The 20,901-nt window shown below is 42.6% G+C and carries 18 protein-coding genes; 7 read left to right on the top strand and 11 right to left on the bottom strand.

The genetic code is table 11. The annotated features are described in order from the left end of the window. Nucleotides 1–245: 245 nt before the first annotated feature. A complete protein-coding gene (locus tag I6E84_RS06515; protein WP_197216904.1) occupies nucleotides 246–731 on the bottom strand; it encodes a glutathione peroxidase in 486 nt (161 codons plus the stop codon). Between the two features lie 170 nt (nucleotides 732–901). Next, nucleotides 902–1,327 carry a peptide-methionine (R)-S-oxide reductase MsrB gene (gene msrB, locus I6E84_RS06510; protein ID WP_194197216.1) on the bottom strand — a complete coding sequence of 142 codons (426 nt, stop codon included), beginning with the start codon at nucleotides 1,325–1,327 and terminating at the stop codon, nucleotides 902–904. 365 nt (nucleotides 1,328–1,692) lie between these two features. Here msrB and I6E84_RS06505 point away from each other — a divergent pair, with 365 nt between their 5' ends. Next, nucleotides 1,693–3,345, top strand: coding sequence for an aminotransferase class I/II-fold pyridoxal phosphate-dependent enzyme (locus I6E84_RS06505; protein ID WP_197216953.1), 1,653 nt, complete (start codon nucleotides 1,693–1,695; stop codon nucleotides 3,343–3,345). 99 nt (nucleotides 3,346–3,444) lie between these two features. Here the strand turns inward: I6E84_RS06505 and I6E84_RS06500 are convergent, their stop codons facing one another. Both I6E84_RS06500 and I6E84_RS06495 read right to left on the bottom strand, forming a co-directional pair. Further along, nucleotides 3,445–5,052 carry an inorganic phosphate transporter gene (locus I6E84_RS06500; protein ID WP_110922634.1) on the bottom strand — a complete coding sequence of 536 codons (1,608 nt, stop codon included), beginning with the start codon at nucleotides 5,050–5,052 and terminating at the stop codon, nucleotides 3,445–3,447. Nucleotides 5,053–5,587: 535 nt separating this feature from the next. Further along, nucleotides 5,588–7,300: an ATPase gene (locus I6E84_RS06495; protein WP_197216903.1), complete on the bottom strand. Its 1,713-nt coding sequence runs from the start codon at nucleotides 7,298–7,300 to the stop codon at nucleotides 5,588–5,590. 238 nt (nucleotides 7,301–7,538) lie between these two features. Between I6E84_RS06495 and I6E84_RS06490 the strand changes: the two genes are divergently transcribed. From I6E84_RS06490 to I6E84_RS06475, 4 genes are all read left to right on the top strand, one after another. After that, the gene (locus tag I6E84_RS06490; protein WP_110922632.1) at nucleotides 7,539–8,252 is read left to right on the top strand and encodes an FFLEELY motif protein; all 714 of its coding nucleotides are present in this window, start codon (nucleotides 7,539–7,541) and stop codon (nucleotides 8,250–8,252) included. A 336-nt stretch (nucleotides 8,253–8,588) separates the two neighbouring features. Beyond that, nucleotides 8,589–9,464: a bifunctional demethylmenaquinone methyltransferase/2-methoxy-6-polyprenyl-1,4-benzoquinol methylase UbiE gene (gene ubiE / locus I6E84_RS06485; protein WP_197216951.1), complete on the top strand. Its 876-nt coding sequence runs from the start codon at nucleotides 8,589–8,591 to the stop codon at nucleotides 9,462–9,464. Nucleotides 9,465–9,565: 101 nt separating this feature from the next. Beyond that, complete coding sequence (locus I6E84_RS06480; protein ID WP_197216902.1) at nucleotides 9,566–10,270, top strand: SCP2 domain-containing protein; 705 nt, start codon at nucleotides 9,566–9,568, stop codon at nucleotides 10,268–10,270. A 52-nt stretch (nucleotides 10,271–10,322) separates the two neighbouring features. After that, the gene (locus I6E84_RS06475) at nucleotides 10,323–11,984 is read left to right on the top strand and encodes an ABC1 kinase family protein (protein WP_197216901.1); all 1,662 of its coding nucleotides are present in this window, start codon (nucleotides 10,323–10,325) and stop codon (nucleotides 11,982–11,984) included. Between the two features lie 128 nt (nucleotides 11,985–12,112). On the opposite strand, the gene ruvB is transcribed toward I6E84_RS06475, so the two are convergent. From ruvB to I6E84_RS06450, 5 genes are all read right to left on the bottom strand, one after another. Next, complete coding sequence (gene ruvB / locus I6E84_RS06470; RefSeq protein ID WP_110922844.1) at nucleotides 12,113–13,093, bottom strand: Holliday junction branch migration DNA helicase RuvB; 981 nt, start codon at nucleotides 13,091–13,093, stop codon at nucleotides 12,113–12,115. 175 nt (nucleotides 13,094–13,268) lie between these two features. Beyond that, nucleotides 13,269–13,892, bottom strand: a complete 624-nt coding sequence (ruvA, locus tag I6E84_RS06465; RefSeq protein WP_197216900.1) for a Holliday junction branch migration protein RuvA — start codon at nucleotides 13,890–13,892, stop codon at nucleotides 13,269–13,271. Between the two features lie 82 nt (nucleotides 13,893–13,974). After that, nucleotides 13,975–15,012 (bottom strand): class II fructose-bisphosphate aldolase, encoded by a 1,038-nt coding sequence (gene fba, locus I6E84_RS06460; protein ID WP_197216899.1) that lies wholly within the window; start codon nucleotides 15,010–15,012, stop codon nucleotides 13,975–13,977. 454 nt (nucleotides 15,013–15,466) lie between these two features. Then, a complete protein-coding gene (locus I6E84_RS06455) occupies nucleotides 15,467–15,832 on the bottom strand; it encodes a hypothetical protein (RefSeq protein WP_110922626.1) in 366 nt (121 codons plus the stop codon). 256 nt (nucleotides 15,833–16,088) lie between these two features. After that, nucleotides 16,089–17,291, bottom strand: a complete 1,203-nt coding sequence (locus I6E84_RS06450; protein ID WP_197216898.1) for a phosphoglycerate kinase — start codon at nucleotides 17,289–17,291, stop codon at nucleotides 16,089–16,091. Nucleotides 17,292–17,680: 389 nt separating this feature from the next. Between I6E84_RS06450 and I6E84_RS06445 the strand changes: the two genes are divergently transcribed. Then, on the top strand, nucleotides 17,681–18,010 hold the full coding sequence (locus I6E84_RS06445) for a TraR/DksA family transcriptional regulator (RefSeq protein ID WP_197216897.1): 330 nt from the start codon (nucleotides 17,681–17,683) through the stop codon (nucleotides 18,008–18,010). A 28-nt stretch (nucleotides 18,011–18,038) separates the two neighbouring features. Here I6E84_RS06445 and I6E84_RS06440 read toward each other — a convergent pair whose 3' ends face one another. Both I6E84_RS06440 and I6E84_RS06435 read right to left on the bottom strand, forming a co-directional pair. Then, nucleotides 18,039–18,707 carry a thiamine phosphate synthase gene (locus I6E84_RS06440; RefSeq protein ID WP_197216895.1) on the bottom strand — a complete coding sequence of 223 codons (669 nt, stop codon included), beginning with the start codon at nucleotides 18,705–18,707 and terminating at the stop codon, nucleotides 18,039–18,041. 81 nt (nucleotides 18,708–18,788) lie between these two features. Beyond that, on the bottom strand, nucleotides 18,789–19,850 hold the full coding sequence (locus I6E84_RS06435; RefSeq protein WP_197216894.1) for a serine hydrolase: 1,062 nt from the start codon (nucleotides 19,848–19,850) through the stop codon (nucleotides 18,789–18,791). 414 nt (nucleotides 19,851–20,264) lie between these two features. On the opposite strand from I6E84_RS06435, the gene I6E84_RS06430 reads away from it, so the two are divergent. Continuing rightward, on the top strand, nucleotides 20,265–20,900 hold the full coding sequence (locus tag I6E84_RS06430) for a response regulator (protein WP_197216893.1): 636 nt from the start codon (nucleotides 20,265–20,267) through the stop codon (nucleotides 20,898–20,900). Nucleotide 20,901: the final 1 nt, after the last annotated feature.

Raw genomic sequence — 20,901 nt, 5'->3', positions numbered from 1 at the left:
CTACCAACTGAGCTAATCACCCGCGAACAATTGCTATGCAATTTATTCAACATCAACTGAGCTCTTAAGTTTGTCACTAAGCTCTGCTGCTGTGGGTGTGTATTATATAGATTTATAGTTGGGTGTCAAACGGTATTTTCGAGTTTTTCACATATTTTTTGCATTTTTATCGAAATTTCTAGCAAGCATATGTTTTTATTGGTTTTATACTTTTATAAAAAACCAATATTTTTTGAGTTCTATACTTATTTATTGGCTAATGCTTGCTCAATATCATTTTTAATGGCTTCTGGCTTAGTCGTTGGTGCATAGCGGTCGATGACTTGTCCATTACTACTAATTAAAAACTTAGTGAAATTCCATTTGATACCATCTGTCAACACCCCACCTTTTTGCTCTTTAAGCCATTCATAAATTGGATGAGCATCTTCCCCATTCACATCAACCTTTGCCATCATTGGAAAGCTAACACCATAGTTCTTTTGACAAAACGCACCAATTTCATCATTGCTGCCTGGATCTTGGCTACCAAATTGATTACAAGGAAAACCGATAACCACCAGTCCTTGATCTTTATACTGTTGATATAACGACTCTAAGCCTTCGAACTGCGGCGTAAATCCACATTTGCTTGCGGTATTGACGATTAATAGCACTTTATCTTGGTAATTTGAAAAGGCTTGCGAGCTACCATCCATGCGCTCAGCCGTAAAATCATAAATAGTACTCATCATCTATCCTTAAATTGATTGAATTATTATTTTAATTGTTTTTTAAGCATTACTATATTTTTAGTAGCAACCACAACCATACTACCAATAAATGAAAAGAGTACCAACAAATAAAAAGGAAGCATTATGCTTCCTTTTTATACGTCTAAGCTTATCTAAACAGCTGACAACTACTTCTCAGATTTATCCAAATCGATAGATACTGAGTTGATGCAGTAGCGCATGCCAGTTGTCTCACTCGGCCCATCAGGGAATACATGACCCAAATGCGCGCCGCAGTTGCTGCAGGTTACTTCTGTGCGAGTCATGCCCAGCGAGTTATCGACATGCTCTTCAATAGCACTGTTATCGATTCCTTGGTCAAAACTTGGCCAACCGCAGCTAGCATCAAACTTATTACTTGAGTCAAATAAGCTGGCACCGCAGCCTTTACAACGATAAACGCCATCATCGGTCGCATCATTATAAACACCTGTGAACGGACGCTCTGTGCCTTTCTCACGCAGCACATGATATTCGTCAGCGCTTAAACGCTCTTTCCAGTCAGCTTCTGTTAACTGGCTGATTTCTTCTTTGCTAAGTTGATTATCTTGCATAATTTACCCTTAGTTAGATAGGTATTATCTAATATTTTATGTTGCTACTATTTGAGTTTTATCGTTATTGCTTTCTAAAAACGATGCGCCCTATCTATTGCTTACTACTCCAATATTCAAGGCATATATTACAATAATATTATGTTGGTAAAGCAATTAGTAATAGGTAATCATGTGTCATTTTAGTATAAAACTGTCTCACATACTTATAAATGCAAGATTTACTTTCATTTTTCTAATAATTTCAAAGTTAACTTGCATTGCTATTATTTATGCAATAATATCTTGCATTAGTACATAGACATTACTCTTCAATTAAAGTAATCCGTTTATTACAAACCTATTGATGAACACAGGCTTAACTGATTATGGCTAGTGATAAGAATAAAAGTACACAAGCTGAGCGACTTGTACAGCTGCGCCGTGAGAAAGGCTTTACCGCTGAACAACTGGCACAAGCGATGACGGCAGCAGGCGCAAAGGTAAGTCGTGGCGCTATCTCTAACTGGGAGCGTGGCACGAACGGTATTGTCTCGTCTAAACTGCCGACGTTAGCACGCATCCTAGGCTGTAGCGAAGGCTATTTACTGCGCGGCGAACTTCAAAACGAAGCCAGTGCTACGACAAAATCCATAAAAGGTGGTTCAGGCAAGAATGACGATTCATCTGTTTCTTTACCTGTAGACATGCAGCCCAATCATACAGACCAAGATCAATCGAAAACAGTCTCTACAACCTCTAACGCTCAAAAAAACTCACAACAAAATCCTAAGAGCGGTCACTCTATGAATACAATTAAAAAATCTGATAAATTACAGAATGTCTGTTACGACATTCGTGGTCCCCTACTACAGACTGCTAATAAGATGGAGGCGGAAGGCAAGCGCATATTAAAACTAAATGTCGGCAACCCAGCACCGTTCGGTCTAGAAGCGCCGCATGAGATTTTGCGTGATGTGGCGATGAACTTAGCAGAAGCGACTGGGTATTCAGACTCTCAAGGGATTTTTTCTGCACGTAAAGCGGTATTGCAATATTATCAATCGAAAGGATTGTTATCAGCTGTTGATGTGCGTGATGTTTATTTGGGTAATGGCGTGTCTGAGCTGATTGTCATGACCATGCAAGCGTTGATGAATGATGGCGATGAAGTGCTCATTCCAATGCCCGACTACCCGCTATGGACAGCAGCAGCCAATCTGTCTGGTGGTACGGCAGTGCACTATCGCTGTAACGAAGAAGACAACTGGCATCCTGATATCGAGGATATCAAGTCTAAGATTACCAGCAAGACAAAGGGTATTGTGGTTATTAACCCGAATAACCCGACTGGTGCGCTTTATAGCGATGAGCTGCTATTACAAATTATCGACGTCGCTAAAGAGCACGATCTAATTATTATGGCCGATGAGATTTACGATCGTATTCTTTATGATGACACCGTACATACACCAATGAGTACGCTGACTGACGACGTGCTTGTCCTTTCATATAATGGCTTATCAAAGTCGCACCGTATCGCTGGATTCCGTGCAGGCTGGATGATGGTCTCTGGTCGCAAGCAACACGCAACAGACTTCATCGAAGGATTAGACATGCTCGCATCTATGCGCTTGTGCTCTAATGTTCAGGGGCAATATGCCATCCAAACAGCGATGGGTGGCCACCAAAGTATGAAAGACCTTACTTCCAAGACAGGTCGTTTGTATAAACAGCGAGAAATGGCTGTAACACGTCTCAACGCTATCAAAGGTATTTCGTGCACCATGCCCCAAGGCGCATTTTATTGTTTTCCAAAGATAGATCCTGACGTCTACCCTATCACGGATGACATGGACTTTATGATGGACTTACTGATTGAAGAAAATGTCTTAATGGTACAAGGTACTGGATTTAACTGGGACAGACCAGATCATTTTCGCTTAGTATTCCTACCCAATCTACATGAATTAGAAGACGCAATGGATCGCTTAGATCGCTTCTTTGCCAAAAAACGCCAGCAGTTTGGCACTGATTAAACCTGTATTTGATACAAAAAACGCTTATCGGCATGATGCTGATAAGCGTTTTTTATGATGCTAAGATAGGCTTTATTGGTGAACTCTATAGCATTAGTCCTAGAAGATATTTACCAATATCAGATAGCTAATTGCAGACATTGAGGCTGCTGCAGGAAGGGTAATAACCCATGCTAAGCCAATCGGCTTCATAAGCTTCCAGTTAGTATCTCTATTGACAATACCGATACCCAGTACTGCACCTACCAAGGTATGCGTGCTTGATACAGGCAGACCCATGGTTGATGCACCCATCACGACAGCAGCAGCAGCCAACTCAGCTGAGAAGCCAGAAGCTGGATGCATCTTCGCGAGATTGGTACCGACCGTCTGAATCACTTCTTTACCAATAAACCAAAGACCCACAATCAATGCCACGCCAAAAGTCAACATGACCGCAGGTGGTACTGCCGCTTCAGTCGAGATGCTATTGGTACGAATAACATCCATAATGGCAGCGAAAGGACCAACCGCATTGGCAATATCGTTCGAGCCATGACTGAAAGCAAATGCTGATGCCGTAAAGACCTGCATCCAGCTAAACATAATAAAGGTGGCTTTGGTCAAGTCTTCTTTATGCTTGCCGCGGATACTCTTGGTATAAATATAGGTTGCCAGCCATACTAGCGCTGCAATCATTCCCATGATTAAAAAGCCTTGCAACGTCGTCATACCATTATTGACGTTCTTTAGACCTTTAAAGACAACCAGAGAGGCCATGACTGCACCGCCCATAGCCGCAATTATAGGCACCCATTGCTTCAATGCTTTTAGCGTATCGAGGTTGCTGCGTTCGTTTTCAATCTCATACAGCTCTTTGTAATAATCCGTTTCTAAGTCTTCAACGACACAGTCATCATCTTTATAGATTTCTTGATCGCGTAACATAGCTGACGTATAAGCCAACTGCTCAGACTCTGTCAGACCGTCCAGATATTCTTTATGATTTTGCTTTAAGGTTTTTTTATTACCTTTTAGCGTCGCAATATAGGCTTCTGTTTTATCATTATATTCAATGATATTTTTCTTGATCTGTCCATATAGCAGATAGGACAAAACGCCGCCTAGTAACGGTGATAAAACCCAAGAGATGGCGATAGTACCAATCTTACCCCAATTCACAGTTGATAACGCCATTTCAGTACCACCTAAGGTGATACCTAATACAATGGAGCTACCAACCACGCCGCCGATAATCGCGTGTGTGGTCGAAACTGGCAGACCTTTTTTGGTCGCAAATAACAGCCAAAATGCAGCAGCAATAAGTGCTGAGAGCATGACATAAATAAACTGGTTGGGCGCGACTGAGAGGCCATCTAGATCGACAATGCCGCTTCGAATCGTATCGGTTACTTCGCCACCTGCCAGCACAGCACCTGACACTTCAAATATCGCGGCGATACCCAATGCTTGAGGGATAGTCAACGTCCCGGCACCTACTGAAGTACCAAATGAGTTGGCGACATCGTTACCACCGATATTGAATGCCATAAAGACACCAAAAGCAGTCGCCACAATAAATAGCGTCGTTTGCTGACGCATCGTGTAATCTAGACCCCACCACAAAAAGTAGCTGGTCATCGCAACCAATAAAATGCCAAAAAATAGATTTATTCTCATCGAGCCAACGGTTTTGACTGACTCTGTAGAACTGCTACTAATACCCATACGTTAATACGTCCTGCGTAAGCTGATTGAAATTATATGAGGTTGATAACATTGCGCTGCTACTCATAAGGCTTGTTGGGGCATCTTATGGCGTAGCATACATGAAACACGCAACATGCTTTTAAATGGTCTTAAACTAACTATGGCCAAGGCGAAGAACGCATCCCTCAACATGTCACAAAGCCGCAAGTTATATTGCCAAATCGTCTGATTACAGCATCTTGCGGCTTAGATATTTCATAGTGATATTTGTGGTGCTACTAGCGGCTATTGTAACAATTTCTGTCGTAATTATTAAGGTATCTGTATTAAATAACCCAAACGCGCTATTTGCTAAATTAAAATTGTTAGTTAGCAGACGCTGTTACGCGCTCTATTATATTAAATATGAGCGCATAATGCATGATGATATTGCGAGATTTGTAACTGCCAGTATTTGAGCGATACAACTCTATTATTTATGGCTGACTATAGTCGATTCAATTTAAAAGTGATACAAGCCAACCAAGTATAAAAGCCAGTATAAAAACAAGTACTAGCTATCATATGCTGAAGATAACTGCTCAATAGCGTGATCTAGCACGTCCAATCGTGCTTGGCGCTTTTCATTAGTAGCGATGACACACCAAGGAGCATTTTTGGTATCTGTGTACGCCAACATATCAGCGGCAGATTGCACATAATCAGACCATTTATCACGGTTCCGCCAATCATCATCCGTTAGTTTAAATTGTTTGTGAGGGGTCTCTTGACGCTCTTCAAAACGCTTAAGCTGCTCTTTTTTGTCAATTGCCAGCCAGTACTTAATAACTATCGTGCCTGCGGTGACTAGGTCCGCTTCAAAACGATTGATCTCATCATAAGCGCGCTGCCACTCATCACGCGTTGCAAACCCTTCGATACGCTCAACCAGTACACGTCCATACCAAGTCCGATCAAAAATGGCGACACGACTGATATGATCGGTTTGCTCATTAGGTAGTCTCGTCCAAAAGCGCCATAAGTAAGGATGTTGCAGCTCATACAGCATTGGCGCGCTAATGTTATAAACTTGATACTCACGTGGATCGAGCGGCGCGACCAACCTTTTAATTGCCCCACCTTTGCCAGCCGCATCCATGCCTTCAAAGGCAAATACCACATGCCGACCATTGCGCGCGCGTAGCAATTCAGCAAAACGCGCTTGCTTCTCTGCCAATGCTTTTCGGTAGTCAGACTTATCTATGTCTACATCAACGATGCGCTTTAATTGCTTCGGTATTTTTACTGATTTAAACGCTTCTAGCTCTAGCGCTGTTTTTGTCTGGTCATTAGATTCTGATTTATCGGATGAGGTTTGCTTTTTAGCCGTCTCAGTAGAGCTTGCTTTACTACTCACTAGTGCAGTTTGCATCGCATGTAGCACTTCATGACAAAAATTATCGGCCGCTTGTGACTTATCATCACCATCGATAATGACCCAGTCATCTTGCTGTCGTAGTAAGGCTGCGGCCACTTCATTGAATTTTTCGATAACCTTTTGACTATTCCAGTCAATTTGATATAAAAAATGTGGATCAGCTTCTTTGTCGTTCAGCCGTGATTGTAGGGTTTCGATATCGACATGAAACCAGCACTTTAATAGTCTAGTTTGGTTGGCAACGAGATCTTGCTCAAAGGCTTGTAGCTTGATGAGTTGCTGCTCTAGATAGTCTTGCCATTTAGCGATAGGCAGCGACTTCACGTTGACCGATTTTTTATCTTTTGGATTTTTACTTTTTGACTGCTTGCTTTTTGACTGTTCATTATCACTATCTGATGTTGCCATTCGCATAGCGTTGTAGAGCAAATCGGCGTACCAGTTCCCAAAGTAAACCATCACATCACCATGACGTGGCATCACGTGAGTATGCGCTTGCCAAATAGGCTGAGACGCCAATGGACGAGAACCTATCGTAGCCTCAACCTTAAGCAACCTAGGATCAACCCATTCTCGCAGCTGCTTAACCGCCGTTCCTTTACCTGCCTGCTCCATCCCATTGACCAATACTAACAAACCTGTTGGCTTATTGAGTGTGGGCGGCGTCTGTTGCCGCGTTGCTCGTAGAGCGTATTGAGCGGTAACCAAGGCCAGTCTCAGAGAATCTGTATCCATAGAAAACTGACTAAGGGGATTAGACGTCAGACGCTGATCGACAACCTGCTCACTAAATTGCGCACTGACTGACTCTAGCGCGGTTGGTTTAGTCGTATTATTATGTTTGCTCATAACCTAATCGTCCTATGATTTAAAACGCAGTCCTTTAATCATAGCATTCGATTAATCGAGTAAATAACGATGCTATGTAACAGTTTGACATTTGTATTCTACTTTATTTTCTTTTATTGTGAACACCATCTAGAATACATGCTTTAATAACTATTTATCAGTGTAAGACACTAAGTATAAATTATCATTTTGATTATATTCTTTTTACTACTTTTACTTATTTGTAGGTTTACGTACTATGGCCGCTTTAGCCGATTTACAACAGCATTTGACACGTTTTTGGGCGTTGCCCTATCATGAAGATTTGGCATTAGATGCCAAGCTCAAAGACGTACAATCATGGCAACAAACACGGATTAAACACACGCACAGCGACCTCTTTGAACAGCCAAAGAATCAACTGATGGCAGATTATTTTCTAACGCAGCTATACGGCGGTGATGAGTTCAAATTACTAGCCAAGCAGCTAGCACGCATTCTACCTAAAGCTCAAAAACTTGAGCGCCTAGCTAAAGAGTCTGCGTTAGAAGCAGGGAGCATGGGTATCCAAGCGGCGATTTTAGCAATAGAACTAGACTTGCACTTGGCTCAATGGCTGGTCGCTGCAGCGTTACCAGTTAATGAAGAGAATATGCTTGCTGCGTATCGTGCTGTCGATGAAGCTGACGAGCGCCGAGTACAGATTCGTAACCTAAAAGAGGTATGCTACCGCACTGATAAGCACTTGAACTCGTTCATGCTCAAAAAAGCCTTTGCCCTAGCTAAAGGCACTGCGTATCGCTACAATTTTCAGCCACTCTATGACTTCATTGATACAGGATTTAAAGCCATGAAGCCGCTCAAAAGCGTGAGTGATTTTATCGAGCCTTTTTGTGAGCGTGAGCTGATAATTATTGACCAAGTCCATGATACGGATAATGGCGGTAAGCCAATGACGTTTGGTGTATCATAGGATACATAATACACCTGAGTCACCGCCATCTTATATCTCTTAGAAAGACAATCATAAAATGAATGATAGGACAACACCATGACCGATACTGCAAACAATAAAAATACGCATCTCAACCAACCAACGACAACCAACGGTCATTTACAAGATCAGCTGGTAAAAGATAGTATCGCCAACAATCAAAATATCACAGCCCAAGTCCTAGCAGCACAAACTGCTAACGTAGAGACTCTGCCAACAGCCAATGTAAAAAACCAGAACAACAGTGCAAAGAGTAATGACTTTACGCAAGTCCAAGACTTACCAACTGGAACACCACAAGGCCAACAAACGACTATGCCAACCAATGACACCATCGATAATAGCCATAGCAAAGTAGAAAGTGTCTCTGCAAAGGCAGAAGCAGCTAAACAAACGCTTTTTAATCAGCGTGATGACATCAATAATCCACATACCTCTGATACTGATGGCGAAGAAGAAACACATTTTGGTTATAAAACAGTCAATAAAGCAGAAAAACAGGCGCGCGTAGCTGATGTCTTTACCTCTGTCGCCAAAAAATATGACATTATGAATGACCTAATGTCTTTCGGTATCCATCGTCTATGGAAGCGTTATGCCATCAGCTTGTCAGGTGTGCGTTCAGGTCAACATGTACTTGATATCGCGGGCGGTACTGGGGATTTGGCCAAAGTCTTTAGCCGTGAAGTCGGTAGAAATGGTCACGTAGTATTATCTGATATCAACGCGGCCATGTTAGAAGTGGGTCGTGAGCGTCTGATCAATGCGGGCTGTAATAATGTTGATTTCGTATTGGCCAATGCTGAGACACTTGCGCCTTTTGATGATGAAAGCTTTGACTTAGTGACCATTAGCTTTGGTCTGCGTAATGTCACAGACAAAGATGCTGCGCTAAAAGCCATGTATCGCGTGTTGAAGCCGGGCGGTCGTTTGTTGATATTAGAGTTTTCAAAGCCTGTCTTTGAGCCATTATCAAAAGCGTATGACCTATACTCTTTCACCGCACTACCATTGATGGGTAAAATCATCGCCAACGATTCAGAAAGCTATAAATATTTAGCAGAGTCAATTCGCATGCACCCTGATCAGCAAACGCTGAAACAAATGATGCAACAAGCGGGCTTTGAAAATTGTGATTATCATAATTTAACTGCTGGTATCGTTGCCGTACATCGTGGCTTTAAGGCATAACATTAAAGTACGATGAGCAAGATCTTATTGAGCCTGACACGAACATACTATGCGCTGATGCAGCTAATGCAAAGGCGCTCATTTAACGATGCGAGAGCCTTATGCTGACTGTCCTCCTATTAGCTGGTGCCGAAAAGCTAATCAACCTTGCCATTGCTAGTGATGAGATTACTCAAGCAGGTCTGGTACCACTTGCTGGCAAAGTGTTACGACTGAATATGGGCATGCCTGAAATCAATCTAGATGTGCTGTTTACTCATGAGCGTTTACGTTTTGAGCCCGTCACGACTGATAGCGTATTTGAGCCAAGCGGCCAAATGAATGAGCGCCAAAAAGCCAATATGGAACGAGCACGTCTAGGTCACAGTCAGCCAGACTGTACCATTACTGTAGAAAACCCCGCTCAACTGCTCAACCTGATGCGCGGCGCGGAAGGTAACTTACCTATCGCTGGTGACTATAAAGTGCTAATGCAGCTCAAACAGTTGGTCGCAGGCTTTGATCCTGATGTTGCCGGACAACTTGAGCCATTCATTGGTAAACCAATGGCGAGTCAGTTGCATCTGCTTATCTCACAGCTCAAAGGTAGCTGGCGTCATGGTGCTAAGCGTGCTTTTAACGATGTCAGTGATTGGGCAAATGACGTAGCGGGTAATAGCTCTCCTAATCCAGCTGAGACAGCAGAAGTGAATGACCTCAAGCAACAACTCCTAAAACTACGTGCTGATGTCGAACGTGAAGAGGCCAAACTTGCGGCTATCAAAGATGAACAAGTACGCTTCCTTAACAACTCATTTCATCAATAGACAATCGCTACGCCCACCCTATTTCTGACTTTATTTAGAGTACATATATCTCATGCTATTATCTCATCGCGCCCGTTTATTTGAGCTTTGGCGTATCGCCGCTACGTATCGCATTGATACCCATTTTTCGGTCGAAGAAGCACCGCAGCTGCAACCTTTAGCACGTCTAATCCGTATGCATCCAGCTGCTTGGGGTAAAAAACATCAACCAAATGCGATTAAATATGCGCTTGAAGATATGGGCACGCTGTTTTTAAAACTTGGACAACTGCTCTCTACGCGTCGTGATTTAGTGCCACCTGAGATTATTGAGCAACTGGTTCAGCTACAAGACAAGGTCAAACCGTTTGAGGCTGAGATTGCTATTGTACAAATTCAAGATAATAAAAACGGTCTTGGTCAATCTATCGAAACACTATTTGCACGTTTTGATATCAAGCCGCTTGCCGCCGCTTCTATCGCTCAAGTTCATACTGCTGCCCTACATGATGGCCGTGAAGTCGTCGTAAAGGTGGTTCGTCCCGATATCCGTACCACCATTGTTGCGGACTTTGAGCTACTACGTGAGTTAGCCAACTGGGCATCTGCTCGTATCGAAGCGGCTCGTGCCGTACATATTATTGATATTGTCGAAGACTACCGTCAAGTCATGCTTAACGAGTTGGATTTGACACTTGAAGCAGACAATACTACTCAAATGCGCAATAACTTCTTGGGTTCAGCATTGATGTATGTACCTGAAGTCTATGATGCGGCCAAAAATGTGATGGTGATGGAGCGTATTCAAGGCGTTCCCATCTCACAAGTTGAGATGTTTGACCAGCTGGGCTATGACCGTGCGGCACTGGCCAAAAAAGGCTTAACGATATTTTTTACTCAAGTCTTCCGTGATAACTTCTTTCATGCCGATATGCATCCGGGTAATGTGTTTGTAGAGACACCACCAATTCAAACACTACACGCAGGTATGGCAGCGGTCGATTTAGGTCATGAGCCACGCTATATCGGTCTAGATTGCGCCATCATGGGCACTTTATCAAAAGACGATCAACTTATCGTCGCGCGTATGCTGTTGGCAGTCATGAATGATAACTTTACGGCAATGGTTGATATTGTGAGCCGAGCAGGTTGGATACCGCCAAATACTGACAAACACGCCTTGATGCGCGATATGAAGCGCACCGTTGGGCCAATGCTAAAAAAATCCATTAATGATATCGACTTTGCTGGTGTCTTAATGCAGATTCTAGACATTGCACGCCGTCATCATATGAGCATTCCACCGCAACTCATGCTCTTACTGAAAACATTGGTACATGTCGAAGGCCTGGGTCGCGATTTATATCCTGATCTTGATATCTGGTCACTTGCCAAGCCAATTTTAAGCAGTTGGATCAAAGAGCAGCTAGATCCTATGCGCAACTTACAGCAGCTTCGTCAGCAATTACCCGAGATATTACTGTCTACCACTGATATTCCAAAACTGTTGGATCAAGGCTTACAAAGCCTTGCTTCACAAGGATCACGTCAAGACAGTCAACTACGAGAAATACAGCAAATTCGTGCTGACATGCTTAACGACCGTCGTCGTGACTGGCTAGCACTGGCAGGGTTTGCTATATTTATTGCTATTGCTACGCAAGTCATCGGCTGGCTATCACCTATATTTTATATACTGGCTGTCTTGGTAGTTGTTTGGCGTATATTGGCTTAAAGACCAGCTTTATCTTTTATTTACTTAGTTTAGAAAAAGCCTCGTAACTTTAGACTCAAACAAAGAAATGCACCTGCTTTTAATGAGAAGCAGGTGCATTTCTTATGCTAAATACTGAATACTGAATACTATAGCATTTGGTCAATCGCCATTTGAGTCAATACGCGACCACGTGCCGTACGCAACACATAGCCTTGTTGAATCAGATACGGCTCAATCACGTCCTCGAGTGTACCACGATCCTCAGCCATCGCTGCTGCTACCGCTTCGACTCCAGCAGGTCCACCATCAAAACGCTCATGCAATATTTCGATATAGCGTCTGTCTAAATGATCGAGACCGCGTCTATCAACAGCTAGCATATCTAGCGCACTGCCCGCTATCGCACCATTGATACTACCATCGCCCCTGACTTCGGCATAGTCACGAACACGGCGTAGCAATCGATTGGCTATCCTCGGTGTACCACGCGCACGACGGGCAATCTCTACCGCGCCATCCTCACTCATAGGCACACGCATCAAACGTGCTGCACGACTGACAATCGTCGTTAGGTCAGCGATATTATAGAACTCTAATCGTTGTACAATACCAAAGCGATCACGTAGTGGTGACGTCAACAGCCCTGCTCTGGTGGTCGCTGCGACCAAGGTAAACGGAGGCAGATCAAGCTTGATAGAACGAGCAGCAGGCCCTTCACCAATCATAATATCCAGCTGAAAATCTTCCATTGCTGGATATAATATTTCCTCAATGACCGAGCTCAGCCGATGAATCTCATCAATAAATAGTACGTCACCTTCCTCTAAATTGGTTAACATGGCTGCCAAATCACCTGGACGCTCAAGCACTGGCCCTGAGGTCGAGCGCAAATTACCGCCCATTTCACGAGCAATAATATTGGCAAGCGTGGTTTTACCTAGACCTGGCGGACCAAAAATAAGGGTATGATCTAACGCTTCTTTACGGCCTCGCGCTGCACCAATAAACACTTCCATCTGCTCACGTACGACCGGCTGGCCAATGTATTCAGCCAATAGTGCTGGTCGAATATTGGAATCAGGAGCATCCCCTGCTCCTTCTAGCGGATTAATCAAACGATCTTGCATCATAGTTTTTATCATTATATTAAAAAATTAGGTAATAAATAGCATAACCAAACGCCACCTATAAGTCATGCAAAACATCAAAAGTTATCTGCCAAAACGAAAATAAGCGACAATTAATGTCGCTTATTTGTTCAATACTTTCTGATACAACTATTAATAGCAACAGCAGCCAAAATTACTTAAACGTTGATAGCTGCTGTAAGGTAGCTTTTAACAATCCTTGCGTATCTGCAAAGACATCGCCGTTACTCTTAGCGGCTTTGATCGCTTGCTGAGCTTCTTTTTCTTTATACCCCAAGCTAATCAGAGCGCCTTCTACTTCAGCGATGATGTTGTCTTCGGCAGAAATTTCAGCAGGCTGAATAGCGAATTCTAAATTGCTATTATCCACTTCAATATTTTTCAGCTTGTCTTTTAGTTCAATCAGCAAACGTTGCGCCGTCTTTTTACCGATACCTGGAATACGAGTCAGGGCTGTCTCTGAATCCTGCTCAACGTGCATTTTGAGCTCAGCTGCCGACATCGCAGATAACATCGCCAATGCCATTTTTGCCCCAACGCCATTTATTTTAATCAACTGACGAAAGACATCTCGCTCTTTGCGATCAATGAAGCCATAGATCAGCTGCGCATCTTCACGCACATGGAAATGCGTCCAAATACTTGCCTGCTCATTAAGCTGTAGCTGACAAAATGAAGGCAATGGCAGCTCAATATCATAACCAACACCAGAGGTCGTCATGATACAAGCGGTTGGTGCCATTAAGTATTGCACCTGTCCAGTAATCAATCCAATCATCACTCACTACCTCTTACATAGGCTATCGTATAAAAAATATCAGCTGCCACATTATTGTCCGCGACTTTTCACCAGACAAATCTTACTGGTAAAAATCAACCATACCTTCGAGGCTGGTTGGACGAATTTTATGCGCTTGACCAGCAGAACCAAAAGCTTCAAAACGATTGGTGCAGATGTCTGACATCGCTACCATAGAGGCTTTAAAGTATTTACGCGGATCAAACTCGCTCGGGTTTTCTGCAAGAAATTTACGAATAGCACCTGTTGAGGCCAAACGTAGATCTGTATCGATATTAACCTTACGGACACCATGCTTAATTGCTTCAACGATTTGCTCAACAGGTACGCCATAGGTCTCACCAATATTACCGCCATTTTCATTGATGACTTTTAGCCACTCTTGCGGTACTGATGATGAACCATGCATAACTAAATGAGTGTTAGGAATACGAGCATGAATCTCTTTTACACGTTCAATAGACAGGATGTCACCTGTAGGTGGACGCGTGAATTTATACGCACCGTGGCTTGTACCGATAGCAATAGCTAGCGCATCGACGTTGGTGTCTTTAACGAACTGTTCAGCTTCGTCAGCACTGGTCAATAGTTGCTCATGATCCAATACGCCTTCTGCACCAGAGCCGTCTTCTTCGCCTGCCATACCAGTCTCAAGACTGCCCAAGCAACCGATTTCACCTTCTACAGACACACCGCAAGCATGCGCCATTTTGACGACTTCACGCGTGACGCTAGCATTATAATCATAATCCATTGGCGTCTTACCATCTTCACCAAGCGAGCCGTCCATCATCACTGATGAAAAACCAAGCTGGATTGAACGTTGGCAAATCGCTGGTGACATGCCATGATCTTGATGCATAACGACTGGAATATGTGGCCATTCTTCGATAGCAGCAATAATCAAATGACGCAAAAATGCTGACCCTGCATAACTACGTGCGCCAGCGCTGGCTTGAACGATAACAGGTGAATCACAGGCATCTGCAGCCATCATAATTGCACGCATCTGCTCTAGGTTGTTGACGTTGAAGGCAGGAACACCATAGCTGTGTTCAGCGGCATGATCTAGAAGTTGACGTAAAGATATTAAGGCCATAAAACGCTCTCTGATTGAGTTTTGAATAGTATTTTAAAAATAGCTCTTGAAATGATGGCTTTAAAAGCCATTAGCAAAAAGCTTTGCTTGATAACAGTAATAGCACTGCCAATCAGCATAATCGTTAATCATTTCAGGACAATGAATACGCGATGATTATAACAAAAATTGCTCTCTCTTCGTAGTCGTTGCCTGACTATTTGTTTATATGTTTAGTCTACACTTTATTTTAGCGCATTCTGCAAGGAGTCAGCTCATGTATTGGTTTCTATAAAAAATTTAAGTTAATCATAAAAATGCAAAAAGCCTTGGTAATCACCAAGGCTTCTCTAATATATCATGAGGGCTTATAATACAGAAATCTATGTTCGTTACTAACCTATTGATTTATTCAATCAATAGCGCGTCAATAAATCAATAATGAAGTGACCTATTACTTAGCTTGTTACTTAGCTTAGTACTGTTGCTCAGCGTCAACAGCGATGTCGTCTGCACCTTCAGCAACAGCAGTAGCGCCTTCAGATACCGCAGAAGCAGTACCTTCAACGACAGTACTAGTACCTTCAGCGATAGCATCACCAGTGTTTTGCAATGCATCTGTAGCAGCTGCACCAGCAGTTTCTGCGCCTTCGGTAACTTCAGTACCAGCATCTTGAGCAGCCGCTTCAGCGTCAGCAGCAGTCGCTTCAGTTTCAGCAGAAATGTCGTCAGCAGCAGACTCAGTAGTCGCTTCAGCGTTTTCTTCTGTCTGTTGGCTACATGCAGTAACTGCAAAAGTACCAGCAAGTACGCTAGCAAGTAACAAATGACGTTTTAACATAATAAACCTCTCGTAAATAAGACATGTCAAAATACATGGTGGCACTATTTTATAGAGTGCAAATGAGACATGCAATAATAATTTTAAGTATAGATACAAATAATAATGACTTAATAATCAACGGCTATTGCTTATAACTGGTCTGAAGACAGACTAAAAAAGCGATAGCCATTACATTATGTCGATAGCCTACATGAGATACTTAGCTCTAGTTGTACGTCTAATGTTACCAAACGGCTAGGTAACATCGACTTAATTAAGCTTCAATTTGCAAAGCAGCAACCGCTGGGAGCACCTTACCTTCTACAAACTCCAAAAATGCACCGCCGCCTGTTGACATATAGCTGACACCATCAGCAATTTGATATTTATCGATTGCTGCTAATGTATCGCCACCACCAGCAATTGAAAAGCCTTGGCTAGCTTTAACAGCATTTGCCACTATATGCGTGCCTTGGCCGAAAGCATCTACTTCAAACACACCCACTGGGCCGTTCCACAAGATCGTTTTTGCATTGATGATCGCATCGGCAAGCTGCTTTGCGCTCTCTGGTGCAATGTCCAATATCATATCATTGTCACCAATCGCATCAACAGACTTAATCGTTGCGGCTGCCTTTTGCAGTGAGCCAGTAAAGTCAGCGAAGTCGATATCATTTTTATCAGCGACTACGACGTACTCAGGTAATAAAATCTCAGTTTTACTCATGATGTCACGAGCCGTATCTACTAAATCCGCTTCATACAATGACGCACCAACACTATGACCTTGAGCAGCTAAGAAAGTATTGGCAATACCACCACCAACAATAATCTGTGTGCATACTTCTGCCAAACTGTGCAAAACTTCTAATTTCGTTGATACCTTCGAGCCGCCGACAATAGCCAGCATCGGCTGAGCTGGGGTCTCAAGCGCTAGACTCAGTGCATCAAGTTCAGCAGCTAATAAAGGGCCTGCACAGACTGTTTTGCCCGCTTGACGCATGGCTTGAGTAACACCTTCTGTCGATGCTTGCGCACGATGTGCCGTACCAAAAGCATCCATCACAAATACATCGCATAAATCTGCGTATTTTTTTGCTAAAGCGGCATCGTTTTTCTTTTCGCCTTCATTGAAACGCACGTTTTCTAGTAGTACGACTTCACCAGCTTTGATAGAAGCACCTTGCGTCAAATAATCACGATTCAAGCTCACTGGCGCTGCTAATTTTTCGCTTAAATAATCAGCAACAGGCGCTAATGAATATATTGCTTCAGGATTGCCTTCAGTCGGACGTCCTAGATGTGAGCAAACGATAACAGCAGCGCCTTTTTCTAGTGCCATCTTTATAGTAGGTAGGCTTGCTTGCAGACGAGCAGCACTCGTAACTTTACCATTTTTGATAGGTACGTTTAGATCTTCTCGAACTAACACGACTTTATCCGTCAAGCTCAGCTCACTCATACGCAAAAAATTCATTACCTGCTCCTATGCATCAATCTATTGGTTAATTTACGGTTACTATTGCTATAACATGTGTTATGACATGATTTTTATAAAAGAGGGGCGACCAACTGTTGTCTATATCGATCTTCATATTCTTGAGTTGAGCGTTACCTTTGTGATAATTTTTTATATTCGTTATTCGATTATCAACATATCTGTTTAGGCGAAAATTAACGGCGGTGCATTCTACCAGTTTTCTGTCAAAAGCTCATACGGAACTTGCCAAAAACTTAACGCTTATTCTTTGAATCTTATTATTGGACTCTTATTAAAGGCCCAGTAACATTTTGTGGTGGCACTTAACCGTCAGCATCTCTACGATAGAAGTGTGGATAATAAAAATAAACTATTAGGAGAGTACAATGACCATCAACTTAGATATTGCCAAACAGAATCTCTTAACATTAAAAAACGAGTATGAGACTCGAATCGATAAAATTGAAGACCACATTAAAAACCCACAAGACGATCTCAATGAGCACTGGGACGACCAAGCCATCTCATATCGTCAAAATGACATGCGCAAAAACCTCATGGGTGAAGCTCGTCAAAGTTTAATTTATGTCGATAATGCTTTAAGCCGTATCGAAAACGGTACGTACGGCGAGTGTGAGGTATGCGGCAAGCAGATCGAAGTTCAACGCTTAGAAGCCCTACCCTACGCCACACTATGTATGGAACATGCTGAATAACGTTTGGCTTCTATTTTCAATAAATAGACTATAAAGCAGGCTTTTCCCACTTAGAAAATGCCTGCTTCCACTGTTGGCAACGTTCAGCGATTTGTGCGACTGGTAAATCCATAATATCGCCTACTACCGCGACATATTTGATAGGTAACCCTGCTAGAGTCGAGATATTTTCAGCCGTTAGACCACCTATCACACACATGTCTATGCCTTGCTGACAACCCAAAACAAGCTGCTCATGGGATACGATATCGGCATTTGGTTTAGTTGTAGAAGTAAAGACTGCACCCATTGCAGCGTAACTTGCGCCATCACTTTTTGCTTCTTTAACTAATGCTGAGTCACGATGACAAGTACGGCCGATAATCTGATCCGGTGCTAAAGTCTGTTTAGCATCACTAACATTGCCATCTTTTTGACCCAGATGCACACCGACACTCAGCTTCGCTGCTAAGCCAATATCATCATTTATGACAACTGGAACCTTGTACACATTGGCCAAATCAACGATCTGTAGCGCCTCATCATATAGTTGCGAGTCACCATCGGGTAATGCGAGTATCTTCTTGCGCCTGATTTGTAGTAGCGCAATTAAGCCAGTTGCTAATGCTGCTTCTAACTTTTGATAGAGAAGTGAAAACTCATCATCATTGGTCAATAAGTATAGCTTTGGCGTTAAAAAATTTGATGACTGGATCATACAATGTGTCCTTAATATTCACACAATAAAAAAGCTGTTATATCACATAACAGCTTTTTTATAAGTACCAAACCAATAAGCTTACACTGTACGACGTGTCGCTAAACTGTTAAGAATATTTTTGGCATCACCCCAACGCGTGGCTGAGCTGTTCGCCCCTAAGATCACGATAATCGCTGGGCGGTTATTGACACGAGTTTCCATTACTACGCAACGACCCGCTTCATTGATAAATCCTGTTTTTGAGATACCGATTGGATAACTGCCATCACGGACCAAACTACTGGTGTTATTGGCTTTATATGTACGGTTACCACTTGAGTAGTTTGAGACAAAGAAGTCATAGCTCTTAGTAGTAGAGAAACGACGAATCACATCGTAATTACCAGCAGCACGTACCATTTTCACAAGATCTTTTGGCGAAGCAACGTTGCGCTTATCGAGACCAGTTGGGTCACCGAAGAAAGCGGTCGTCATGCCTAAGTCTTGAGCCTTACGGTTCATCGCACGCATAAAGGCATTATAGCCACCTGGATAGTTACGGGCTAGACTTTTTGCAGCAGGGTTTTCTGATTTCATCAATGCCATCAATAAAATTTCAGCGCGATTCATACGATCGCCAGATTTTAGGTTCGAGCTTGCACGCTTAGGACCGACGAAGTCTTCTGGATCAAGAGTAATCTCTTCACGCATATCGAGACCAGCATCAAGTACAACCATGGCAGTCATTACTTTAGTAATACTGGCCATCGGACGTGCAACATCAGCATCTTTTTCGTAAATAGACTCGCCAGTCTCGGCATCAATGACAGCGACACTACGAGAGTCAGTGCTGATAGGAATCATATCACTACTACCGAATGCACCGCGGTAAGTGGTATTGTAACTATTACTGCTACTACCAAAACTATTAGAAGTCGTTGAACCAGAACCATTATCAATTTTTTTGATAGTAGAGCTGTTAGACTTGTACATGATATTACGTGCTTCAGATAGACTGTCCGCACCGCCCCAACTCATGCGGGCACTAGAACCGTTGTCAGCGCTACCATTAATCGTAAGTGCGGCTTGTGCAGCACTGCCCAAACTCAATGAAATCATAGCAGCGATTAATTGCTGTTTGGTTAATGGTAGTTGCTTCATTATGCCCCCTGCTGTCGTTATCACGCCAGTTATACACTGCCTGACGCCACAAACGTACGTAGCCTTTATGGATGTGTTTATGAGTACTCATATAGAGTTTTTGTATTTTTAGTGTATCATGGATTGCATTTAAGTTTAATCTATCAAACTGATTTAGTAGTTTATTTTGACCTAATTCAAATTTCGCTACAACCACTTGATACTATAGAAACAATGCTTCACATTTCAGAAACATATGTTCATCGCGTACAAAGCAACCGTTTATATTTCGTTATATTGCGTAGCGATAACGACACAATATGTTAGCAGTATATGATGTTTTCAGAACTAAAAATGGTTCAGATGACTTGAAACTACTTGTCATTTAACATCAGTCAACACCTTCATTCTGACAAAAATATAAAGAGTATCGTTATGATTAAAGTATTGGTAGTAGATGATCATGATTTGGTGAGAATGGGTATTAGCCGTATGTTATCAGACAGTATCGACATCGAAGTCATCGGTGAAGCTGATAGTGGCGATATGGCTATTAAATTGGCTAAACAGCTGCACCCTGACGTGATATTACTTGATGTCAACATGCCTAATATCGGTGGCCTCGAAGCAACCAAACGTTTAATTCAGCTTGATATAGGCGTTAAAATATTAGCCGTCAGTAGTATGTCAGCACAGCCCTATCCTTCAATGCTCATCAAAGCAGGTGTCAACGGTTATATCACTAAAGGTACACCACTTGATGAGATGATAAGAGCAGTCAAAAAAATCTATCAAGGCGGACGCTATTTCAGTCAAGATGTTGCTGAACAATTGGCCGATGTTCTATTATCAGACAATGCCAACTCACCGTTTGAATTGTTAAGTGACCGTGAAAAGCAAGTGGCTATGATGGTAGTTAACTGTCAAAGCCCTCAACAAATAGCCGATCAGTTATTCGTCAGTGTTAAAACCATCAATACGTACCGCTATCGTATTTACGAAAAAGTCGGTGTTGACAGCGATGTTAAATTGACTCATTTGGCCATTCGTCACGGTCTTATCCAACCATAAA

The sequence above is a fragment of the Psychrobacter sp. SCQQ22 genome (assembly GCF_015864605.1).
GTDB lineage: Bacteria > Pseudomonadota > Gammaproteobacteria > Pseudomonadales > Moraxellaceae > Psychrobacter > Psychrobacter fozii.
This window is presented reverse-complemented; position numbering and strand designations above follow the sequence as displayed.

Coding starts and splice junctions, on each gene's coding strand:
- I6E84_RS06515 (WP_197216904.1), bottom strand. CDS start 731: ATGAGTACTATTTATGATTTTACGGCTGAGCGCATGGATGGTAGCTCG.
- msrB (WP_194197216.1), bottom strand. CDS start 1,327: ATGCAAGATAATCAACTTAGCAAAGAAGAAATCAGCCAGTTAACAGAA.
- I6E84_RS06500 (WP_110922634.1), bottom strand. CDS start 5,052: ATGGGTATTAGTAGCAGTTCTACAGAGTCAGTCAAAACCGTTGGCTCG.
- I6E84_RS06495 (WP_197216903.1), bottom strand. CDS start 7,300: ATGAGCAAACATAATAATACGACTAAACCAACCGCGCTAGAGTCAGTC.
- I6E84_RS06490 (WP_110922632.1), top strand. CDS start 7,539: ATGGCCGCTTTAGCCGATTTACAACAGCATTTGACACGTTTTTGGGCG.
- ubiE (WP_197216951.1), top strand. CDS start 8,589: ATGCCAACCAATGACACCATCGATAATAGCCATAGCAAAGTAGAAAGT.
- I6E84_RS06480 (WP_197216902.1), top strand. CDS start 9,566: ATGCTGACTGTCCTCCTATTAGCTGGTGCCGAAAAGCTAATCAACCTT.
- I6E84_RS06475 (WP_197216901.1), top strand. CDS start 10,323: ATGCTATTATCTCATCGCGCCCGTTTATTTGAGCTTTGGCGTATCGCC.
- ruvB (WP_110922844.1), bottom strand. CDS start 13,093: ATGCAAGATCGTTTGATTAATCCGCTAGAAGGAGCAGGGGATGCTCCT.
- ruvA (WP_197216900.1), bottom strand. CDS start 13,892: ATGATTGGATTGATTACTGGACAGGTGCAATACTTAATGGCACCAACC.
- fba (WP_197216899.1), bottom strand. CDS start 15,012: ATGGCCTTAATATCTTTACGTCAACTTCTAGATCATGCCGCTGAACAC.
- I6E84_RS06455 (WP_110922626.1), bottom strand. CDS start 15,832: ATGTTAAAACGTCATTTGTTACTTGCTAGCGTACTTGCTGGTACTTTT.
- I6E84_RS06450 (WP_197216898.1), bottom strand. CDS start 17,291: ATGAATTTTTTGCGTATGAGTGAGCTGAGCTTGACGGATAAAGTCGTG.
- I6E84_RS06445 (WP_197216897.1), top strand. CDS start 17,681: ATGACCATCAACTTAGATATTGCCAAACAGAATCTCTTAACATTAAAA.
- I6E84_RS06440 (WP_197216895.1), bottom strand. CDS start 18,707: ATGATCCAGTCATCAAATTTTTTAACGCCAAAGCTATACTTATTGACC.
- I6E84_RS06435 (WP_197216894.1), bottom strand. CDS start 19,850: ATGAAGCAACTACCATTAACCAAACAGCAATTAATCGCTGCTATGATT.
- I6E84_RS06430 (WP_197216893.1), top strand. CDS start 20,265: ATGATTAAAGTATTGGTAGTAGATGATCATGATTTGGTGAGAATGGGT.